Annotated in this window: 18 protein-coding genes; 7 read left to right on the top strand and 11 right to left on the bottom strand. The window is 71.2% G+C overall.

Features of this window, described 5'->3' with window-relative positions:
- Positions 1-186 precede the first annotated feature (186 nt).
- Positions 187-1,038, top strand: a complete 852-nt coding sequence (locus CIK81_RS08905) for a purine-nucleoside phosphorylase (RefSeq protein WP_096163426.1) — start codon at positions 187-189, stop codon at positions 1,036-1,038.
- Complete coding sequence (locus CIK81_RS08900; protein WP_241964087.1) at positions 1,035-2,789, top strand: phospho-sugar mutase; 1,755 nt, start codon at positions 1,035-1,037, stop codon at positions 2,787-2,789. The genes CIK81_RS08905 and CIK81_RS08900 overlap by 4 nt, the downstream gene beginning before the upstream one ends.
- Positions 2,790-2,838: 49 nt before the next feature.
- On the opposite strand, the gene deoC is transcribed toward CIK81_RS08900, so the two are convergent.
- Complete coding sequence (gene deoC / locus CIK81_RS08895; RefSeq protein WP_096163425.1) at positions 2,839-3,504, bottom strand: deoxyribose-phosphate aldolase; 666 nt, start codon at positions 3,502-3,504, stop codon at positions 2,839-2,841.
- A 117-nt stretch (positions 3,505-3,621) separates the two neighbouring features.
- On the opposite strand from deoC, the gene CIK81_RS08890 reads away from it, so the two are divergent.
- Positions 3,622-4,683, top strand: coding sequence for an NUDIX domain-containing protein (locus tag CIK81_RS08890; RefSeq protein ID WP_241964086.1), 1,062 nt, complete (start codon positions 3,622-3,624; stop codon positions 4,681-4,683).
- Between the two features lie 109 nt (positions 4,684-4,792).
- On the opposite strand, the gene CIK81_RS08885 is transcribed toward CIK81_RS08890, so the two are convergent.
- The 8 genes from CIK81_RS08885 to CIK81_RS08850 all read right to left on the bottom strand — a co-directional run bounded on the left by CIK81_RS08885 (position 4,793) and on the right by CIK81_RS08850 (position 15,399).
- A complete protein-coding gene (locus tag CIK81_RS08885; RefSeq protein WP_096163423.1) occupies positions 4,793-6,121 on the bottom strand; it encodes a thymidine phosphorylase in 1,329 nt (442 codons plus the stop codon).
- A gap of 132 nt (positions 6,122-6,253) precedes the next feature.
- Positions 6,254-6,733, bottom strand: coding sequence for a cytidine deaminase (locus CIK81_RS08880; protein WP_096163422.1), 480 nt, complete (start codon positions 6,731-6,733; stop codon positions 6,254-6,256).
- A gap of 13 nt (positions 6,734-6,746) precedes the next feature.
- Positions 6,747-8,084 (bottom strand): ABC transporter permease, encoded by a 1,338-nt coding sequence (locus CIK81_RS08875; RefSeq protein ID WP_096163421.1) that lies wholly within the window; start codon positions 8,082-8,084, stop codon positions 6,747-6,749.
- Positions 8,081-9,682, bottom strand: coding sequence for an ABC transporter permease (locus tag CIK81_RS08870; RefSeq protein WP_096163420.1), 1,602 nt, complete (start codon positions 9,680-9,682; stop codon positions 8,081-8,083). The genes CIK81_RS08875 and CIK81_RS08870 overlap by 4 nt, the downstream gene beginning before the upstream one ends.
- The gene (locus CIK81_RS08865; protein WP_096163419.1) at positions 9,679-11,250 is read right to left on the bottom strand and encodes an ABC transporter ATP-binding protein; all 1,572 of its coding nucleotides are present in this window, start codon (positions 11,248-11,250) and stop codon (positions 9,679-9,681) included. The genes CIK81_RS08870 and CIK81_RS08865 overlap by 4 nt, the downstream gene beginning before the upstream one ends.
- A 99-nt stretch (positions 11,251-11,349) precedes the next feature.
- Positions 11,350-12,462 carry a BMP family protein gene (locus tag CIK81_RS08860; protein ID WP_096163418.1) on the bottom strand — a complete coding sequence of 371 codons (1,113 nt, stop codon included), beginning with the start codon at positions 12,460-12,462 and terminating at the stop codon, positions 11,350-11,352.
- Positions 12,463-12,649: 187 nt separating this feature from the next.
- Positions 12,650-13,891 (bottom strand): M20 family metallopeptidase, encoded by a 1,242-nt coding sequence (locus CIK81_RS08855; RefSeq protein WP_096163417.1) that lies wholly within the window; start codon positions 13,889-13,891, stop codon positions 12,650-12,652.
- A 146-nt stretch (positions 13,892-14,037) separates the two neighbouring features.
- Positions 14,038-15,399: a mannose-1-phosphate guanylyltransferase gene (locus CIK81_RS08850; RefSeq protein ID WP_096197134.1), complete on the bottom strand. Its 1,362-nt coding sequence runs from the start codon at positions 15,397-15,399 to the stop codon at positions 14,038-14,040.
- Between the two features lie 276 nt (positions 15,400-15,675).
- Between CIK81_RS08850 and sdhC the strand changes: the two genes are divergently transcribed.
- The 4 genes from sdhC (at position 15,676) to CIK81_RS08830 (ending at position 19,132) form a co-directional block, all read left to right on the top strand.
- On the top strand, positions 15,676-16,053 hold the full coding sequence (gene sdhC / locus CIK81_RS08845; RefSeq protein ID WP_096163415.1) for a succinate dehydrogenase, cytochrome b556 subunit: 378 nt from the start codon (positions 15,676-15,678) through the stop codon (positions 16,051-16,053).
- 2 nt (positions 16,054-16,055) lie between these two features.
- Complete coding sequence (sdhD, locus tag CIK81_RS08840) at positions 16,056-16,514, top strand: succinate dehydrogenase, hydrophobic membrane anchor protein (RefSeq protein ID WP_096163414.1); 459 nt, start codon at positions 16,056-16,058, stop codon at positions 16,512-16,514.
- Between the two features lie 81 nt (positions 16,515-16,595).
- A complete protein-coding gene (gene sdhA, locus CIK81_RS08835; RefSeq protein WP_096163413.1) occupies positions 16,596-18,371 on the top strand; it encodes a succinate dehydrogenase flavoprotein subunit in 1,776 nt (591 codons plus the stop codon).
- On the top strand, positions 18,371-19,132 hold the full coding sequence (locus CIK81_RS08830) for a succinate dehydrogenase iron-sulfur subunit (protein WP_096163412.1): 762 nt from the start codon (positions 18,371-18,373) through the stop codon (positions 19,130-19,132). The genes sdhA and CIK81_RS08830 overlap by 1 nt, the downstream gene beginning before the upstream one ends.
- A gap of 376 nt (positions 19,133-19,508) precedes the next feature.
- On the opposite strand, the gene CIK81_RS08825 is transcribed toward CIK81_RS08830, so the two are convergent.
- Together CIK81_RS08825 and CIK81_RS08820 are read right to left on the bottom strand one after the other, a co-directional pair.
- The gene (locus CIK81_RS08825) at positions 19,509-20,330 is read right to left on the bottom strand and encodes an exodeoxyribonuclease III (RefSeq protein WP_096163411.1); all 822 of its coding nucleotides are present in this window, start codon (positions 20,328-20,330) and stop codon (positions 19,509-19,511) included.
- Positions 20,327-21,226 carry a bifunctional methylenetetrahydrofolate dehydrogenase/methenyltetrahydrofolate cyclohydrolase gene (locus CIK81_RS08820; protein ID WP_096163410.1) on the bottom strand — a complete coding sequence of 300 codons (900 nt, stop codon included), beginning with the start codon at positions 21,224-21,226 and terminating at the stop codon, positions 20,327-20,329. The genes CIK81_RS08825 and CIK81_RS08820 overlap by 4 nt, the downstream gene beginning before the upstream one ends.
- Positions 21,227-21,241 lie beyond the last annotated feature (15 nt).

Here is a 21,241-nt window from a genome sequence, read left to right as displayed (position 1 = left end):
ACCGTCGCGAGGGCGCTGACAGGCCGTCGAGGGGGCGCCGACGCGCCGTGCCGACAGGAGACGGGATGCCCGGCCGGGCGCTGGCGGATCGCCCCCTGCGGCGCCGCGTGCGGGTGAGACCACGTCGTGACCCGGCCCGGCCCCTATCCGTCGTCCGCGGGCCGCTCGCTACGTTACCTTCGGTCCATGACCGAAACCGCACCTGACCCGTACCAGCTCGCCCGCGACGCCGCCGCCGCGATCGCCGAGGCCAGCTCGGTCCCCGCCCATGACATCGCCCTGGTGCTCGGCTCCGGCTGGGCCGGCGCCGCGGACCTGCTCGGCGAGACGGTGTGGCAGGCCGACGCCTCCTCGATCCCCGGCTTCCGTCCGTCGGCCGTCGCCGGCCACGTGGGCACCCTGCGCTCCGTCCGCATCGAGGCCACCGGGGCTCGCGCGCTCGTGCTCGGCGCCCGCACCCACTACTACGAAGGAGCCGGCGTCGACGCGGTCGTGCACGGTGTGCGCACCGCAGCGGCCGCCGGCGCCCGCACCATGGTGCTGACCAACGGCTGCGGCGGGATCGACCCGTCCTGGACGCCCGGCACTCCCGTGCTGATCAGCGACCAGATCAACTTCACCGGTGCCACGCCGCTGCAGGGGGCGAACTTCGTGGACCTCACCGGCCTGTACACCCCGGCTCTGCGGGACCTCGCCCGAGAGGTCGACCCGAGCCTCGACGAGGGCGTCTACATGCAGTTCAGCGGCCCCACGTACGAGACGCCCGCCGAGGTGCAGATGGCCCGGATCATGGGAGCGCACCTGGTGGGCATGTCCACCGCGCTCGAGGCGATCGCCGCCCGCGAGGCCGGGATGGACGTGCTGGGCATCTCGCTGGTGACCAACCTCGCCGCGGGGATCAGCGCCCAGGCCCTCAGCCACGAGGAGGTCCTCGAGGCCGGCCGCGACGCTGGACCGCGCATCTCGTCGCTCCTCGCCGAGACGGTGCGTCGCCTCACCGACCAGGCAGGTCGGGCGACCCCCGCGGAGCGGGCATGATGACCACGGGCGGGTCCACCGCGCCGGCCGCCGGAGACCCGGTGGATCCGGCCCTGCGCGGGAGCGCCGAGGCCTGGATCGCGGAGGACCCGGATCCCGCGACCCGTGACGCGCTCACCTCCCTGCTCGAGCAGGCGGGCGCCGGCGGGCAGTCGGCGCTCGAGGAGATCGCCGACGCCTTCTCGGGCGACCTCGAGTTCGGCACGGCCGGTCTGCGAGGTCGCATGGGCCCCGGCCCGCACCGGATGAACCTCGCGGTCGTCTCCCGCGCCGCCCGCGGCCTCGCCGACCACCTGCTGGGCGATCTCGGCCTCGAGGACCCGCTGGTCGTGATCGGATACGACGCCCGTTACCGCTCCCAGGACTTCGCACAGCGCTCCGCGGCGATCATGACGGCCGCCGGATGCCGTGTGCAGCTGCTGGACCGGCACGGCCCCACGCCGCTGGTGGCCTTCGCCGTGCGGCATCTCGGGGCCGACGCAGGGATCGTGGTCACGGCCTCCCACAACCCGCCGGCCGACAACGGCTACAAGGTCTACCTCGGTGGCCGGGCCGCGAGCCCGGAGGGACAGGGCGTGCAGATCGTGCCGCCCTCGGACGGCCGGATCGCCGACCGCATCACCGCCGTCGGCCCTGCCCGGGAGATCCCCGTCGCGGAGTCCGGGTGGACGCTGCTCGGCGACTCCCTGCGCGAGGACTATCTCGCCGCGATCTGCGCACTTCCGCACGCCGACGGGCCCCGCGACGTACGGATCGTGCACACCGCGCTGCACGGGGTGGGCACCGAGACGGCGCTCGCGGCCCTGCACCGCACCGGCTTCGCCGAGGTGCACACCGTGGCGAAGCAGGCCGATCCGGACCCCGACTTCCCGACGGTCGCCTTCCCCAACCCCGAGGAGCCCGGCGCGATCGATCTGGCCCTCGAGCTGGCCCGCACGGTCGAGGCCGACGTGGTGATCGCCAATGATCCTGACGCCGACCGCTGCGCCGCCGCTGTGCTCGACCCCCATCGGGGCGACTGGCGGATGCTCACCGGTGACGAGCTGGGGGTGCTGCTGGGAGATCACCTGCTGCACCGGCACGGCTATCGCGGCGGCTTCGCCCGGTCGATCGTCTCCAGCCGCTGGCTGGGTCGCGTCGCCGAGGCGGCCGGTGTGGACTCCCCCACCACGCTGACGGGCTTCAAGTGGATCGCCCGCGCCCCCGACCTCGTGTTCGGCTACGAGGAGGCGATCGGCTACTGCGTGCTGCCCGAGGTGGTGCGCGACAAGGACGGCCTCTCCGCCGCCCTGATGGTCGCGGAGCTGGCGGCGCTCGCCAAGGCCGAGGGCCGCACCCTGATCGGACGGCTCGACGAGCTCGCCGCGGAGCACGGCCTGTTCGGGACCTCCCAGCTCTCGATCCGGGTGGAGGACCTCTCCCTCATCCCCGCGATGATGCAGCAGCTGCGCTCGGCCCCTCCCGCGCGACTGCTCGGCTCCGACGTCGTGACGTTCCAGGATCTCTCGGAGGGCTCCGTCGCCACGACCGGGCTCCCGCCCACCGAAGGGCTGCTGCTGCTCAGCGCCGACGACACGCGCGTGGTGGTGCGCCCTTCGGGGACCGAGCCGAAGCTGAAGTGCTACCTCGAAGTCGTCGGATCCGTTCCCGCGGGAACGGATCCGACCGCGATGTCCGACCTGCGCGAGCGCTCCGACGAGCGCCTGGCGCAGCTGAAGGACGAGCTGCGGGCGGCCCTCGGACAGGCCTGAGTCCCCGGCGGCGCCGGGGACTCGGTGTTCCGGACTCCCCGTTCCGGGATCAGTACCCGGAGCCGGTGCCGCCGTCGAGGATGGCTCTCGAGGACGACAGGCCCAGACGGCTCGCGCCCGCGGCGACCATCGCCTCGGCGGCCTCCCGGGTGCGGATGCCGCCGGAGGCCTTCACGCCCAGGCGGTCGCCGACGGTGGCGCGCATCAGCCGCACCGCGTGCTCGCTCGCACCGCCGGCAGGGTGGAACCCCGTGGAGGTCTTCACGAAGTCCGCGCCCGCGCGCTCGGCCGCCTCGCACACGCCGACGATCTGCTCGTCCTCGAGCGCAGCGGACTCGATGATCACCTTGAGCACGACGGGCGACGGTGCCGCCTCGCGCACGGCCCGGATCTCGTCCTCGACCGCGGCGAACTCCCCGGCGCGAGCGAGCCCGACGTTGAGGACCATGTCGACCTCGTCGGCGCCCTTGGACACCGAGTCGGCGGCCTCGGCGGCCTTGAGCGAGGGGGCGTGCTGGCCGGAGGGGAACCCGCAGACGGTCGCGACCTTCACAGTCGTCTCCGCCGGCAGCATCGAGGGCGAGACGCATACGGAATAGGTGCCGAGCTCCTCGGCCTCGCGCAGCAGCGCGGTGACATCCGTCCGGGTGGCCTCGGGCTTCAGCAGGGTGTGGTCGATGAGGGCGGCGAGCTGGTCGCGGTCGAGAGTCGTCATGGACAGATCCTCCCACGCTCGCCTGATCCGGGAGGCGCCTCGGACGCACCTTCGGAGCGTCGCCCGCCCCACGGGATCCGAGCGACGCGCGCGCTCGAGCGCCTAGACTGGACGGTCGTGACCACAGCCTCCGCCCCGGCCCGTCCCCCACGCCGCATCGTCCTGCTCGCCGGTCCCTCGGGGAGCGGCAAAGGGCTCATGTCCCACCGGGCGGGCCTGCCCGTGCTCGGACTCGACGAGTTCTACCGGGACCACGACGATCCGGGTCTCCCTCGGCGCTTCGGCATCGTGGATTGGGATGATCCGGCGTCCTGGAACGCCGGCGCCGCCCTCGAGGCGCTCACCTCCCTCGCGCACGACGGCTCCGCCGAGGTGCCTGAGTACTCCATCTCTGCCTCACGTCGCATCGGGACCGCGCGTCTGCTGACCGGGGACGCGCCGCTGATCATCGCGGAGGGCATCTTCGCGGCCGAGCTGATCGCCCCGCTCGCCGCCACCGGACTGCTGGCTGACGCGATCGTCCTGCACCGGCCCACCCCGGTCGTGTTCGCCCTGCGGCTGCTCCGGGACCTGCGCCAGCATCGCAAGCCCCCGCTCACGCTGCTGCGACGCGGCTGGGGCCTGGCGCGGGACCAGCGCAGCGACCTCGAGAGGTGGATCCGTGCGGGGATGCGCCCCGAGGGCCTGCGGGCCGGGATCGACCGGCTCCGACAGCTGACCGCCCTCACCGAGGCGGAGGCCTCGCACCGCTTCGGCCCGCAGGAGCCCGACCTGCTCCGAATCACCGCCGTGTGCTTCCTGCGCCGTGGCCCCGAGGGCGAGGAGGTGCTGGCCGTGCGCAAGCGCGGCACCGGCTCCTACATGCAGGTGGGCGGCAAGCTCGAGCCCGGCGAGACCGCAGCGGAGGCGGCGGTGCGCGAGGTCGCCGAGGAGATCGGCCTCCAGCTGGACCCGAGCGACCTCGAGCCGCTCGGTGACTTCGAGGCGGTCGCCGCGAACGAGCCGAACACGCTGGTGCGCTCGGCGGTGTTCGTGTGCCGCGCGACGGTGCCCGAACCGCTCGACGTGCTCGCCGAGCTGGAGGACCACCGCTGGGTGCGGGTCGCGGACCCGGGCAGCGGCGCGCGCCTCGCACCGCTGATGGTGCAGCACATCCTCCCCGCTCTCCGGGACCGCTGACCTCCTCCCCGGCGGTCGGTGCCGGTGCCTGCACGGTTGCCCGCACCGGCACGGGCACCCGCACCGGCGCGGCCGGCAGGCGCCGGCGGGTCAGGCAGGCGTCGGCGGGTCAGGCGATCCGATCCATCACGATCCGGCGCTCAGGTGCCGCGACGCCGGGCGTCGCGAGGGTCCAGGATCCCGCGATCGACTCGAGCGCGCGAGGCATCCGTTCCGGCGTATCGGTGTGCAGGCGGGCCAGCACGTCCCCGGCCCTCACCTCGTCGCCGATGTGCGCCTCGATCTCCACACCGGCGGCGGCCTGCACGGCCTCGCCCGGGCGGGAGCGTCCGGCGCCGAGCCGCCAGGCGGCCACGCCCACACCCATCGCATCCAGTCCGGTGACCACGCCGTCCTCGGCGGCGCGGAACTCCTCGACGTGCTTCGCGACGGGCAGCGGGGCGTCGACGTCGCCGCCCTGGGCGGAGATCATCGCGCGCCACGAATCCATCGCCCGTCCGTCGGCGAGGGCGGCCTCGACGTCGGGGTCGTGCACCCCGGCCGCCTCGAGCATCTCCCGTGCCAGCGCGCAGGTGAGTTCCACGATGTCCGCCGGTCCGCCGCCGGCGAGCACCTCGAGGGACTCACGCACCTCGAGGCCGTTGCCGGCGGTGCGGCCGAGCGGAGCGGACATGTCCGTGAGCAGGGCGACGGTATGCACACCGGCGTCCGTTCCGAGCTCGACCATGGTGCGGGCGAGCTCGCGGGCGTCGGCCTCGTCCTTCATGAAGGCGCCGGCCCCGGTCTTGACGTCCAGGGTGAGCGCGGCGGTGCCCTCGGCGATCTTCTTGGACATGATCGAGCTGGCGATCAGCGGGATCGCCTCGACGGTGCCGGTGATGTCGCGCAGCGCGTAGAGCTTCTTGTCCGCCGGGGCGAGGCCCGATCCGGCCGCGCAGATCACGGCGCCGGAGTTCTCGAGCTGGGCCATCATCTCGGCGTTGGTGAGGTCGGCGCGCCAGCCGGGGATCGCCTCGAGCTTGTCGAGGGTGCCGCCGGTGTGTCCCAGCCCTCGGCCGGACAGCTGGGGCACGGCCACCCCGTAGCTCGCCACCAGCGGGGCGAGCGGCAGGGTGATCTTGTCCCCCACGCCGCCCGTGGAGTGCTTGTCGGTGGTGGGCTTGGACAGCGCCTGGAAGTCCATCCGTTCGCCGCTGTCGATCATCGCGTGGGTCCAGCGGGCGATCTCGGGACGTTCCATCCCGCGCAGGAAGATGGCCATCGCGAGGGCCGCCATCTGCTGTTCGGCGACGATGCCGCGAGTGTAGGCGTCGATCACCCAGTCGATCTGGTCATCGGCGAGGCGCTGGCCGTCCCGCTTGGTGCGGATGACGTCGACGACGTCGAAGGGCTCGACGGCCGAGGTCGGCGGGGTGGTGTCGTCGGGGGCGGACGTCATGGGAGAGCTCCTGGGCTGGTGGGGGCGTCGTGTCGTCGGGTGTCGTGTCGTCGGGTGTCGTGTCGTCGGGTGTCGTGTCGTCGGGTGTCGTGGGCGGCGGGCATCGTGCGCGGCGGTCGCCGCACGGGGTGGTCAGGCTCGCAGATCGGCGGGGCCGAAGGCCTGGGGCAGAACCTGCTCCATGGACCGCGGGCCCTCCGGGGTGAGGATCACGAGATCGTCGGCGGCGTGCTCGGACAGCAGCTGCCGGCAGCGCCCGCAGGGCATCACGACCTCGCGCGCGTCGCCGGGGAGATGCTCGTCCCCGCCCACGCACACGAAGCGGGCGAGGCGCCCGCCGCCGGTGGCGACGAGCTCGCTGATCAGGCCGCATTCGGCGCAGAGGGTGACGCCGTAGCCGGCGTTCTCCACGTTGCATCCGCGCACGAGGCGGCCGTCGTCGGTCAGCGCCGCGGCCCCGACCCGGAAGTGCGAGTACGGGGCGTAGGCGTGCTCGGCGATCGCGCGCGCCGCAGCGAGCAGCTCGGCGAAGGCGTCGTTCCCGTCGGGCTCCGTGCCCGGGGCGGTGCCCCGGTGGGCGAGCGTGCCGGCTGTGGGGTCGGGGGTGCTCATGGGGTCGATGCTCTCACTGCTTGACGTAGGGGACGCCGTCGGCCGCGGGGACCCGCACCCGGCCCACCACGCCGGCGACGGCGAACAGGGCCACCACGTACGGCAGCATCAGCAGGAAGTCGCCGGGGATGGCGACCCCGCCCTCCGCCGCGGTCATCGTGCCCAGGCGCAGCTGCAGGGAGTCCGCGAAGGCGAAGGTGAGGGCGGCGAGCAGCGCCCCGATCGGGTGGTAGCGGCCCAGGATCATCGCCGCCAGGGCGATATATCCCTTGCCTGCGCTCATCTCCTCGCCGAAGGCGACTCCGGTGCCGATGGTCAGGGTGGCGCCGCCGAGGCCCGCCACCGCCGAGCCCAGCATCACGTTGATCCAGCGGGTGCGGTTCACGGCGATGCCCACGGTGTCGGCCGCGCGGGGGTGCTCGCCGACGGCGCGCACGCGCAGGCCCCAGCGGGTCCGGAACAGGGCCACGGTGAGTCCGGCGACCACGATCCACATCAGGTAGACGAGGATGTTCTGCTCGAACAGGACCCGGCCGATCACGGGGATGTCCGCGAGCACGGGGATGCGCAGCGTGGGCAGCCGCAGCGGGGAGTTGAACCGCCCGGGGTTGTCCCGCATCACGGTGCCGAAGAAGAACGACGTGATGCCGATGGCCAGCACGTTCAGGACCACGCCGACGATGATCTGCTGGACCCGGTAGCCGACGGCGAACAGGGCCAGCATCGCGCCCATCACGAGTGCCATGACCGGTGCCGCGAGCAGCCCCACCCAGACGCTCCCAGCGATCGAGCCGACCAGGGCCGCCCCGAACGCGCCGAAGAGCAGCTGGCCCTCGATGGCGATGTTGATGACGCCGGCGCGTTCCGACAGGACGCCCGAGAGGGCGCCGAAGGCGAGCGGCACGGCGAGCGCGAGGGTGCCCTGGAGCAGCGTCGCCACCCCGAGGGTGCGCTCGGAGATCACCCAGGTCATGAAGGCCAGGACCCAGGCGACGGCGAAGACGACGATGAGCGTGACGCGCACGCGCGCCGACGGCCGGGCGACCCGAGCCTGCAGCGCCCACAGAGCGCCCGAGGCGAGGAGCGCGAGGACCGACAGCACGATCGAAGCGGCCATCGAGGGCACCGTGATGCTCTCGGGCACGATGCCGAAGGGGTTCAGGTCGCCCTCGCGGGCCAGGGCGTAGACGGAGTCGGCGCCGGGGATGCCCCGCAGGCCGAACAGCACCAGGGCGAGCAGGCCGAGCACGGTCGTGGTGGCCGGGATGTGCCACCAGCTGTCCGGGCGGATGTCGTCGATGGTCCGGGTGACCTCGGAGTCGTCCTTGACGACGGCGGGAGCGGTGCTCATCGGGTCTCTCCCTTCTCTCCGGCGGGGTTCTCGCCCTCGGCGGGCCCCGGCGTCTCCGGGTCGAGGTCTGGATCGGGCGCAGCGGGCGGTGCGGGATCGGGAGCACGCGCAGCGGAGGGATCGTCGTCGGCCGACGGAGGCCCGGCCTTCCCTGATCCGCCCTCACCGCCAGCGGTCGACGCGCCGGTCGAGGCACCGCCTGCGACCCCCGTGGCACCGACCGGGGCGGAGACGGAGCCGACGCCGCGGGACGAGGCGGCCTTCGCACGACGCACGCGCGCACCGGCGCCGGGATGATCGATGCGGCGCAGGCCGATCAGCGTGCGCACGAGCGGCGGGGCCGCGATGAACAGCACCACGAGCACCTGGATGACCTGCACCAGGTCGAGCGGCACCCCCTGGTTCGTCTCCATGAAGCGGCCGCCCGTGGACAGGCCGGCGAAGAGCAGGCCGGCGAGCACGATGCCCACCGGACCCGAGCGACCCAGCAGGGCGACCGTGATGGCGTCGAAGCCGATGCTTCCGGCGACGCCCTCGGTGAGCCGCTTCTCGGTCCCGAGCACGTGGACGGCTCCGGCGAGCCCCACGAGCGCACCGGCCACGGCGAGCACCAGGAACGACGTGCGGGCCGGGGAGATGCCGGCGACCTGGGCCGCACGCGGGTTGGAGCCGACGGCGCGGAACTGGAAGCCGAGGGTCGAGCGGCTCATGAGCCACCACAGGAAGACGGCCGAACCGGCGGCGAGGATCAGGCCGGCGTGCAGACGGAAGCCCGATCCCAGCAGGTGCGGCAGCACCGCGGTGTCGGCGACGGAGGGTGAGGTGGGCTGGGACTGGTTCGCGCCGGTGAAGGCGGCGGTCTTCAGCGCGAAGAACAGCAGATAGGTCGCGATCCAGTTCAGCATGATCGTGCTGATCACCTCGTTGGCGCCGAAGCGCGCCTTGAGGAAGCCCGCGAAGCCGCCCCAGACGGCGCCGGCGAGCAGGCCGGCGAGGAGGGCGACCAGCAGGTGCACGACGATCGGGAGGTTCCAGGAGAAGCCGATGTAGCCGGCGGCCATGGAGCCCACGATCAGCTGGCCGGTGCCGCCGATGTTGAACAGTCCGGCACGGAAGCTGACCGCCATGCCGGCGGCCGCGATGATCAGCGGGGTCGCGACGGTGAGGGTCTCGGTCAGGGGGCGCAGGCCTGCGGCGAGCGCCGGCAGCAGCACGTAGGTGCCGGACCCGCCGGCCTCGCGGAGGTCCTGGGCGACGCGGGAGAACCCGGGCCCGTCGAACACGGCGCCGCGGAACATGGCCTCGTAGGCCTGGCTCACGGACTGCCAGATCGCGGTGAAGGCGTCGGAGGGCCGGGCGAAGAAGTAGCCGAGCGTCTCGCGGACCTCGTCGTCGGAGATGACGATGAGCACGGAGCCCACGATGAACGCGAACACGAAGCTCATCACCACGACGAGGGTGTCACCGCGCGCGATCTTCTGGAGCGTCCGGCTCAGGCGGTTCTCGGCCTGCTGCTCGGGCGGGGGCGGGGTGTCGGCGCCCCCGGCCCCCACGCCCGGGGCGGACCCGCTGTTCTCGGGATCGGCGACGGCGGTCATACGATCTCTCCTTCGTCGGCGAGCTGCGAGTCGGTGGTGCGCGCACCGGAGGCGACGGCCTCGCGGGCGGCCTCGGCGGTGTATCCGGCCATCATCAGGCCGAGCACGTCGCGGTCCTCGTCGCCCGGGACGATGCCGAGGATCTGGCCGCGGTACATCACCGCGATTCGGTCGGCCAGCTGGGTGACCTCGTCCAGCTCGGTGGACACGATGATCACGGGTGTGCCCTTGTCGCGCTCGTCGAGGATCCGACGGTGGAGGAACTCGATGGAGCCCACGTCGACTCCGCGGGTGGGCTGGGAGGCGATCAGGAGGGCCAGCTCGCGGTTCAGGGCGCGGGCCATCACCACCTTCTGCTGGTTGCCGCCGGAGAGCGTGGAGACGGCCGCGGCGGAGGATCCCGTGCGCACGTCGAACTCCGGGATGAGCGTGTCCGCGTTCTGCTGCACCGCTCTCCTGCTCATCGCGAGCGCGGACCCGAAGGGCGCCCGGTCGTGCTGGTCCAGCACGAGGTTCTCGGCGACGGAGAAGTCGGCGACGAGGGCGTCGTGGGTGCGGTCCTCGGGCACGAAGCCGATGCCGGCGTCGAGGATCTGCTTGGTGCTGCGGCCGACGAGCTCCCGCCCCTCCAGCAGCGCGGAGCCGTGCACCGTCTCCTGCAGACCCAGCAGCGCTTCGCTGAGCTCGGTCTGCCCGTTGCCCTGGACGCCCGCGATCGCGAGCACCTCGCCGTGGTGCACCTCGAAGGAGACGCCGTCCAGCGTGCGCATCCCGGCCTCGTCGGTGACCTGCAGGTCGCTCACCTCGAGGGCGATGTCCCCGGGCGCCGCGGGGGCCTTGTCCTGGGCGAGGGAGACCTGCCTGCCCACCATGAGGGAGGCGAGCTCGGCCTGGTCGGCCGACGGATCGGCCTCGCCGACCACCCGGCCGCGGCGGATCACGGTGATCCGATCGGAGACGGCCTTGACCTCACGCAGCTTGTGCGTGATGAACACGATCGAGGTGCCCTCGTCGCGCAGCTGGCGCATGATCGTCATCAGCTCGTCGGTCTCGTGGGGCGTGAGCACGGCGGTGGGCTCATCCAGCACGAGCACCTCGGCACGGCGGCTGAGCGCCTTGATGATCTCGACCCGCTGCTGGGCACCGACCGGGAGGTTCTCCACGAGCGCATCCGGATCGAGCTCGAACCCGAAGCGGGCGGAGATCTCCCGCACCAGCTTCCTCGCGGCCGCGAGGTCGAGCAGGCCCCCCTTGGTGGGCTCGTGGCCGAGGACCACGTTCTCCGCCACGGTGAAGACGGGCACGAGCATGAAGTGCTGGTGGACCATGCCGATGCCGGCTGCCATCGCATCCCCGGGGTCGGAGAAGGAGACGGGCACGTCATCCAGGACGATCTCGCCGCCGTCGGGGCGGTACAGCCCGTACAGGACGTTCATCAGGGTCGACTTGCCGGCACCGTTCTCCCCCAGCAGGGAGTGGATCTCACCGGGTTCGACGACCAGGTCGATGGCATCGTTGGCCACGAAGGCCCCGAAGGTCTTCGTGATCCCACGCAGTTCGAGCTTCACAGTTCTCGCTTCCGTCAGCGGCGGCCGAGATCATCGGGCCGGCGGTCAGGAGGAGGCGGTCCCGGCCCGGTCAGGGTCGGGACCGCCTCGTCCAGCGGATCAGGCTTCCTTCGGGGAGGCCTTCGACTCGACGGTCACCGTGCCGTCGATGATGTCCTGCTTGAGGGTGTCGAGCTCGGTGGAGAGCTCCTCGGGGACGTCGTCCTCGAAGTCGTGGAACGGGGCCAGGCCGACGCCGCCGTTCTCGAGGGTGCCGACGTACGGGGTCGCGTCGAACTCGCCGTCGGCGGAGACGCTGATGACGTCCTCGACGGCGGTGCCCATCTCCTTCATCACGGAGGTCATGATGACGCTCTGGGCATCCTCATCGCTCGCATTGGTCTCGTAGCCATCGGCGTCGACCCAGATCACCGAGCGGTCCTCGCCCTCCTTCGCGGAGGCGAGGGTGCCGGCACCGACCGGGCCGGCGACGGGCATGATGATGTCCGCGCCCGCGTTGTAGAACTCGTCGGAGACGGCCTTGCCCTTGGACTGGTCGTCGAAGGTGCCCACGATCGAGCCCTCCTGCGTGTCCTTGTTCCAGCCGAGCACCTGCACGTCGGCGTCCTTGGTCTCGTTGTAGTACGCGACACCGTCGGCGTAGCCGTCCATGAAGATGGTGACGGTGGGGATGTTCATGCCGCCGTAGGTGGCGACCTTCCCGGTCTCGGACATGCCCGCGGCGAGGTAGCCGGCGAGGAACGCGGCCTCGGCGGTGTTGAACTCGATGGGCTTGACGTTGTCCAGCGTGATCGGGCTGCCGTCCGCGTCCTGCGCGGTGGAGTCGACGATCGCGAAGTCGGTGTCCTGGTTGGCCTCGCCGGCGGCGCCGGTGGCAGGGGCCAGCAGGAAGCCGACGGTCACGATGAGGTCGCAGCCCTCGGTGACCATGTTGTTGATGTTCGGGGCGAAGTCGGAGTCGCTCGAGGACTCGGCCTCGGCCTTCTCGATCCCGAGGTTCTTCTCGGCGGCGAGCAGACCGTCGTGGCTGGACTCGTTGAAGGACTTGTCGTCCCAGCCGCCCGCGTCGGAGACCATGCAGGCCTTGTAGTCGCTGCCGGCGCCGCCGGCGTCGCTGGATCCGCTGCCGCCCTCGTCGGGGGCCGTGCCGCAGGCGGCCAGGGTGAGGACGCCTGCCCCGGTGAGGGCGAGCGCACGCGTGAAGCTCTTCATGAGGGTTCCTCCGCTGGAGAGTCGGGCCGATCGGGCACCGAGGGGTATCGGGCGACAGCTCTGTCGCGTTCCGAATCGGACCCTAGTCGCGCAGGAGCCCTCCTGGCGCCGGAGGTGGGCGCGGCGGATGAACCGTTATGCAATCGACGCGGACGAGGCCCTCGGCGACCGGCGGAGGGGCCGCCGGTCAGACCGGGAGCAGGTCGCGCTGCACGCAGGCGCTCGCGAGCACCGAGGCCCCGATGCCGATGGCCCGCTCGTCGATCATCAGGTCGCCCATGTGGAGGTCGTAGGTGCGCCCGCCCGGGGTGCGCGTCCCGAGCCGGGCCAGCGCGCCCGGCACCTTCTCGAGATACCAGGCGAAGTCCTCGCCGCCCAGGGACTGCGCGGTCGGATCCAGGAACTCCCGTCCCAGCGTGCTGGTCACCGCGGCGGAGAGCACGTCGACGCTGCTGGCGGCGTTGGAGACGGGCGGCACGCCGCGATCATGCGTGACGCGGGCCTCGATGCCCCAGGGGCGTACGAGATCGGCGAGCACCGATTCGAGCAGCTCCTCGGCCTTGTCCCAGGCGTCGTGGTCCAGACAGCGCAGAGTGCCCTCGAGGGTGCCGCTGCTGGGAATCGCGTTGAAGGCAGAACCGGCGTGGACGCTGCCCCAGGTGAGGTTCACCCCGGAGCGGGGGTCCATGCGCCGGGTCAGGGCTGCCGGCAGCTGAGTCACGATGGAGCCGAGCGCGTAGACCAGATCCTGGGTGAGGTGCGGGCGGGAGGTGTGCCCGCCGGCGCCGCGCACCTGGATCTTCACCGGGTCCGTCGCCGAGGTGATCGGGCCGCTCTTCAGACCCACGTGGCCGACGTCCACACCGGGGTCGCAGTGCAGGGCGAGGATCGAGTCCACGCCGTCCAGGACGCCCTGGCCGATGAGGTCCAGCGCGCCGCAGGGGTGCATCTCCTCGGACGGCTGGAACACCAGGCGCACGCCCCGTCGCAGTGCTCCCGCGTCCGCCACGCGGACCAGTGTGGTGGCGGCCCCGAGCACGGCGCTCATGTGGACGTCGTGCCCGCAGGCATGGGAGACGCCCTCGACGGTCGAGCGATAGGAGACGGTGGTGAGCTCGGGAATGCCGAGTGCGTCCATGTCAGCCCGCAGGGCGATGGGCGCGAGGGTCGGGTCACTGCCGGGGATGTCGCAGATCGCGCCGGTGCTGGCCATCCGCTGCGGAGCGAGACCCAGGTCGCGCAGCCGTTCGAGGACGAACTCCGTGGTGTCGTGCTCCTCGTGGGAGAGCTCGGGGTGGCGGTGGAGATGGCGCCGCACCTCGCGCAGATCGTCGGCCCTCTCCGCGACGGTGCGTGCGATCAGGCCCTCCGGACCCAGCATCGAGCGCTGTTCCGGGGTTCCCAGCAGAACCTGCTGCGACTGCTCCACGTGCCCACTCCCTGTTCGTCTGTGCCGTCCTCGCCACGAGGCGCCCCTGCTGTCAGCGACCGGAGCACCGCTGCGCGCGCTGCGTCGCCGCACGACGCTCCTGCGCGGACGTCCCCTCGCACACGGAAGCCGCCGCGCGGGTGTGCTCAGCGCAGGTGGCCGTGCCCGTTCTCATCGAGGCGAGCCACGATGCGAGCGAGGGTCTGGGCCTGCTCGTCGGCGAGCACCAGCAGGGCGTCCTCGGTGTCCACGATGCTGATGCCCTGCAGTCCGACCAGGGCGATGTGGCGATCGGTGGAACCGTACACCGTCGCTGTGGAGGAGAGGGCATCGACGGTCGCGGCGCCCAACACCTGGACATCAGAGCCATCAGAGTCATCAGGTCCGTCAGCGCCGACAGGTCCACCAGCGCAGACAGAACCGTCAGAGCGACCGGAACCCGCCGAGCCGGCACCGGTGCTGCCCCGGTGCTCCCGCAGCTGGCGGGCGAGGGCGGCGAAGTCGCCGACGTCGTCCCAGTCGAAGTCCCCGGGAACCATGGCGACCTTCCCGGCCGCGGCGAGCGGCTCGGCCAATGCATGGTCGATCGCGATGGAGGTCAGCCGCGGCCAGATCTCGGCGAGCACCGAGCTGTACTCCTGCGTGCCGTGGGCGGCGGCGATCGCTCGCGCGCCGTGGGCGATCCCGGGGATCTGCTCGGCCAGCTCATCGAGCAGCACGCGGGCCCGCACCACGAAGATGCCCGCGTTCCAGGAGAACGTGCCGGACGCGAGGAACGCCTCGGCCCTGTCGCGGTCAGGCTTCTCGACGAACCGCGAGACGGGTACGGCGCCGAGGGCCCGCAGCTCGCCCTCGGCTGTCGCTGCTGTCTCCGTCGCCGCAGCTGTCCCCGTCACAGCAGCTGTCCCCGTCGCCGCCGCTGTCTCCGTCGCCGCAGCCGTCCCCGTCGGCCCTGCTGCCGCTGCCGTGCCGGACGCTGCTCCCCCGTCGGCCGACGTCTTCTCGCCGTCCCGCTCGAGGTGTCGCTCGACCACCCGCTCGATGTAGCCGAAGCCGGTCGCGGCATGAGTGGGTCGGATACCGATCGTCACCAGATGTCCGAGCTCGGCCGCATGTCGGGCGGCGGTGACCGCTCGGGCGAAGGACGCATCGTCCCCGATGAGATGGTCCGCCGCGAAGGACCCGATGACGGCGTCCGGGGAGTCACGCTCCACGAGCGCGGCCGCCAGCGCGATCGCGGGCATCGAGTTGCGCGGCGAGGGCTCCGCCAGGATCTGCACGTCGGAGCCGACCTGCTCCCGCACCGCGGCGACATGGGGCACTCCGGTGACGACGATCGGGGCCCGGTCCGCGAGCGGGGCGAGGCGCGCGACCGTCTGCTGCAGGAGAGAGGCTCCGCTGCCGGTGAGGTCGAGCAGGAACTTGGGCCGGCCCCGGCGTGAGAGCGGCCACAATCGGGTTCCGGCACCGCCAGCGGGGATCACGGGAACGAAGGGAGCCTGGGGCATGTGCCCAGCGTATCCGTGCCGCCGCACCCTTGGACGCAGGCCGGTGGGGACGCTTCCCCACCCCGTCGAGATGCCCAGGACCTGCACGTCATGGTGCTAGGCTGGCTCCGCCCCTGTCGGGGGCGATGATGATGTCGCCGTGTCGTGAAACGGGTGCCCGCAGGGCGTCCGGAGCGCCGCGAAGGTCGTCCGGATCGCATCCGGGACCCGCGCGCCCACCACAGCGGCGACGCATCCCGCTCCCGGCGCCAATCCGTCGCTTCTGGAGGATCTTCCGTGGCATCAGCCCAATCCGGGACGCTCTATCGCGGTCGCGAGGGCATGTGGTCCTGGGTCGCCCACCGCATCTCGGGAATGCTCATCTTCCTGTTCCTGCTCGTGCACGTGCTCGACACCGCACTGGTCAGGGTCTCTCCAGAGGCGTACAACGAGGTGATCGGTCACTACAAGACCATCGTCTTCGGCCTCGGCGAGATCGGTCTCGTCGGCGCGATCCTGTTCCACGCCCTGAACGGCCTTCGCATCATCCTCGTGGACTTCTGGTCCAAGGGCACCACCCACCAGCGGAAGCTGTTCTGGGGCGTCGTCGTGCTCTGGGTCGTCCTGATGCTCGGCTTCGTTCCCCGCCAGCTCATGCACATGTTCGGAGCTTGATCATGAGTGCACAGTCCACCACCTCGATCCCCGATCCCACCACCCGCTACCGGCGCACCGGCATGCACGGCGTCAACACCGAGATGATGTCGTGGCTGTTCATGCGCGTCTCCGGTGTCCTCCTCGTGATCCTCGTCTTCGGTCACCTCTTCGTGAACCTGTGGCTCGGCGAAGGAGTCAAGGGCATCGACTTCGCCTTCGTGGGCGGCAAGTGGGCCTCCCCGTTCTGGCAGGTCTGGGACCTGCTGATGCTCTGGCTCGGCCTCATCCACGGCGGCAACGGCGTGCGCACGATCATCAGCGACTACGCGCGCAAGCCCACGGTCCGGATGGTCCTGAAGTCCCTGCTGCTGTTCGCGGTCGTCGTGACGATCGTGCTCGGCACCCTGGTCATCTTCACCTTCGACCCGTGCCCGGTCGGTGCCGACCCCAGCCTGCTGCCCTCCCTCTGCGAAGGCTGACAACTCGTCCCCGGGGGCCGGCCCGCCCGGCCCCCGACATCGTTCTTCCCGGTCGACCCCGAAACGGAGCAGTCACCAGACATGCAGACCCATAACTACGACGTGGTCATCATCGGTGCCGGTGGCGCCGGAATGCGCGCGGCGCTCGAATCCTCCAAGGACGCCCGCACCGCCGTCGTCACGAAGCTGTACCCCACGCGGTCCCACACCGGTGCCGCCCAGGGAGGCATGTGCGCCGCCCTGGCCAATGTCGAGGACGACAACTGGGAGTGGCACACGTACGACACCGTCAAGGGCGGCGACTACCTGGTCGACCAGGACGCCGCCGAGATCATGGCCAAGGAGGCCATCGACGCGGTGCTCGACCTCGAGAAGATGGGCCTGCCGTTCAACCGCACCCCCGAGGGTCGCATCGACCAGCGTCGCTTCGGCGGCCATACCCGTGAGCACGGCGAGGCCCCCGTGCGTCGCTCCTGCTATGCGGCGGACCGCACCGGTCACATGATCCTCCAGACCCTCTACCAGAACTGCGTGAAGCAGCAGGTGGAGTTCTTCAACGAGTACTACGTGCTCGACATCCTCATGACGGGCGACCCGCGCACCGACGAGGGCGTCCGCGCCTCCGGCGTGGTGACCTACGAGCTCGCCACCGGTGAGCTGCACATCTTCCGTGCGAAGTCGGTCGTCTTCGCCTCGGGCGGCTTCGGGAAGATCTTCAAGACCACCTCGAACGCCCACACCCTCACCGGTGACGGACCGGCCATGGCCTTCCGCCGCGGCATCCCGCTCGAGGACATGGAGTTCTTCCAGTTCCATCCGACGGGCCTGGCAGGCCTGGGCATCCTCCTCTCGGAGGCCGCCCGGGGCGAGGGCGCGATCCTGCGCAACAGCAACATGGAGCGCTTCATGGAGCGCTACGCGCCGACGCTGAAGGACCTCGCGCCCCGTGACGTCGTCGCCCGTGCGATGGCCAATGAGGTGCGCGAGGGCCGGGGCTGCGGCCCGAAGAAGGACTACGTCCTCCTGGACCTCACCCACCTCGAGCCCGCCCACATCGACGCGAAGCTTCCGGACATCACCGAGTTCGCGCGCACCTACCTCGGCGTGGAGCCCTACACCGACCCCGTGCCCGTGTTCCCGACTGCGCACTACGGCATGGGCGGCATCCCGACCAACGTCCAGGGCGAGGTGCTGCGCAACGAGACCGATGTGATCCCCGGTCTGTACGCCGCGGGCGAGACCGCGTGCGTCTCCGTGCACGGCGGCAACCGCCTGGGCACGAACTCGCTGCTGGACATCAACGTCTTCGGCCGTCGCGCCGGCATCGCCGCCGCGAAGCACGCCGAGGAGGTCGAGCTCGCCGAGCTTCCCGAGGGCCTGGAGGCACCGACCGTGGAGCTGCTGCAGCGTCTGCGGGACCGTCCGGCGACGGAGGACCGCATCGCCGACATCCGCCGCGATCTGCAGGAGCTCATGGACGCCAACGTCCAGGTGTTCCGGACCGACGAGACCTGCCGCGCCGCCCTCGCCGGCATCGCGGACCTCAAGAAGCGCTACGAGACGGTCGCGATCCAGGACAAGGGCCAGCGCTACAACCTGGACCTCATGGAGGCGGTCGAGCTGGGCTTCCTGCTCGACCTCGCCGAGATCGTGACGATCGGCGCGCTGAACCGCAAGGAGTCCCGCGGCGGCCACTTCCGCGAGGACTACGACACCCGCGATGATGTCAACTACCTCTCGCACACGATGGCCTACCGCACCCTCGAGGGCGAGCAGGGCGATGAGGGCACCACGGTCCGGCTGGGCACCAAGCCCGTCGTGATCACCCGATACGAGCCGAAGGAGCGTACGTTCTGATGACTGCCGTCGCTGAGAAGCCGAAGGCCGACGAAGGGGTCGAGGCGATCCCCTCGTTCGAGGTCACGCTGCGCATCGCGCGCTTCAACCCGGAGGATGACAAGGGCACCCACTGGGAGGACTTCACCATCACCATGCACGGCACCGACCGTGTGCTGGATGCGATGCACGAGATCAAGTGGCACCTCGACGGGTCGCTCACCTTCCGTCGCTCCTGCGCGCACGGCGTCTGCGGCTCGGATGCGATGCGCATCAACGGCCGCAACCGCCTGGCCTGCAAGACGCTGCTGAAGGACCTCGACCTCAAGAAGCCGATCACGGTCGAGCCGATCAAGGGCCTCCCGGTCGAGAAGGACCTCATCGTGGACATGGAGCCGTTCTTCGACTCCTACCGCGAGGTCATGCCGTTCCTCGTCGCCAAGGGCCAGGAGCCCAGCCGCGAGCGTCTGCAGTCCGCCGAGGAGCGCGAGCGCTTCGACGACACCACCAAGTGCATCCTGTGCGCGGCGTGCACCTCCTCGTGCCCCGTGTTCTGGACCGACGGGCAGTACTTCGGCCCCGCCGCGATCGTCAACGCGCACCGTTTCATCTTCGACTCGCGTGATGACGCCGGCGAGCAGCGCCTCGAGATCCTGAACTCCAAGGAAGGCGTGTGGCGCTGCCGCACCACCTTCAACTGCACCGAGGCCTGCCCCCGCGGCATCCAGGTCACCAAGGCGATCGCCGAGGTCAAGCAGGCTGTGATCCGCGGCCGCGTCTGAGCCGTGCGGCATGCGCGGCGGCGCTCCGCACCAACCAGGACGCCGCCGCCCTCGGGTCGCCCGCTGGCATCCTCGGGTCGCCGCTGTCGCTGGCGCCGCCCTCGGGTCGCCGCTGTCGCTGTCGTCACCCTCGGCTCGCCGCCCTCGGGTCGCCAAATGTGAGCGTGGGACCCATCCGGACTGTTCGGATGGGTCCCACGCTCACATTTGCGGCAGGACCGGAGCACGGGCCAGCAGGCCGACGTGCGTGCGGCAGGACCGGAGCACGGGTCAGCAGGCGGCCGTGCGGCCCGGGCGACGTGCGGCAGGGCGGGCGCGCGGCCAAGCGGGCTGCGGGCAGCTGGCCTGGCGAGGCGCACCGGCCTACGACTGTCGGTCAGGAGTAGGAGATCACCAGCGGCGCGTGATCGGACCAGCGGGTGTCGTAGCTGGGCGCACGATCCACCTGGGCGGAGGTCGCGCGCGCTGCGAGGTCCTCGGTGGCCAGCTGGTAATCGATCCGCCATCCGGCGTCGTTGTCGAAGGCCTTGCCGCGCTGCGACCACCAGGTGTAGGGCCCGGGGCCGTCGCCGTGCAGCGTGCGGTGCACGTCCACGAAGCCGGCATCGGTGGTCAGGCGGTCCAGGTACGCGCGCTCCTCGGGCAGGAAGCCGGCGGACTTCAGATTGCCCTTCCAGTTCTTGATGTCCCACTCGGTATGGGCGATGTTGATGTCGCCGGTGAGCACCACGTGACGGCCATCGGCACGGAGTTGTTCGAGGCGCTCTATCATCACGTCGAGGAACTCGTACTTGTCGGTCATCGTCTGCGGCTTCTCGGTGTTGCCCGAGTGCATGTAGCAGGAGATGACCGTGAGAGCGCGACCATCGCCGAAGGGGTCGGCGAGGTCCGCTTCGAGCCAGCGGCCGGTGTGGCTGGGCTCGGTGAGGCCAGGCAGCCCGTGACGGGCGCCCGCGAGGTCGATCGCGCCGAGCGAGGTGCGGGCGGCGATCGCTGCTCCGGCACGGCCCTTCAGCTCCGAGACCTCGCCGACGATGGCCCAGTCCTCGCCGACGAGACCGGGCAGGAGGTCCTCGGGGGCGCGCACCTCCTGCAGGGTGACGACGTCGGCCGCCGTGGAGGCGAGCCAGTCGCGCATCCCCTTGCGCTCGGCGGCCCTCAGGCCGTTGACGTTGACGGTCGCGATGGTCAGGCTCATGCGGACTCCTCGATCCCGGCGGCACGCTCGGCCGCCTCGACGACGTTCTTCATCAGCAGCGCACGGGTCATGGGACCGACGCCGCCGGGATTGGGGCTGATCCAGCCGGCGACCTCCCGCACGGCGGGGTCGACGTCGCCCACGAGCGTGGCCTTGCCGCCCGCAGGGTCCTCACGGCGCGAGACACCGACGTCGAGGACGATCGCGCCGGGCTTGATGTCCTCCGCGCGCACGAGGTGTGCGGCGCCGGCCGCGGCGACGACCACGTCGGCGCGGCGCAGCTGGGCGGGCAGATCCGCAGTGCCGGTATGGCACAGGGTCACCGTCGCGTTGTACTCGCGACGGGTCAGCAGGGCGCCGATGGAGCGGCCGACCGTGATGCCGCGGCCGACGACCACGACGTCCTTGCCACGGAAGTCGAGTCCGTGACGCTCGACCAGCTCGATGACGGCCCGGGGCGTGCAGGGAAGCGGCGTGTGGATGGGCGTGTAGGCGTTCAGCACCAGGCGGCCGAGGTTCATCGGGTGCAGGCCGTCGGCGTCCTTGGCCGGATCGATCCGCTCGAGGATCGCGTCGGTGTCGATCTGCTTAGGCAGCGGGAGCTGCACGATGTAGCCGGTGCAGGCGGGATCCTCGTTCAGCTCGTCCACGATGGCCTCGACAGCCGCCTGGGAGGCGTCCGCCGGGAGCGTCTTCTGGATCGAATGCAGCCCGATCTGTTCGCTGTCGCGGTGCTTGCCGCGCACATAGGCGGCGCTGCCGGGGTCCTCCCCCACCAGGACGGTCGCGAGTCCCGGTCGTTCATGGCCGGCGTCGACGAGCCGCGTCACGCGCTCGGCGAGCTCCTCCTTGATCGCTTTCGCGGTGGCCTTGCCGTCGAGGATCTGTGCCGTCATGGCGCTCCTTGGGGA

The organism is Brachybacterium sp. JB7, from assembly GCF_003335205.1.
GTDB lineage: Bacteria > Actinomycetota > Actinomycetes > Actinomycetales > Dermabacteraceae > Brachybacterium > Brachybacterium alimentarium.
The sequence above is the reverse complement of the archived record's forward strand: the minus strand, read 5'-3'. Positions and strand labels throughout refer to the sequence as shown.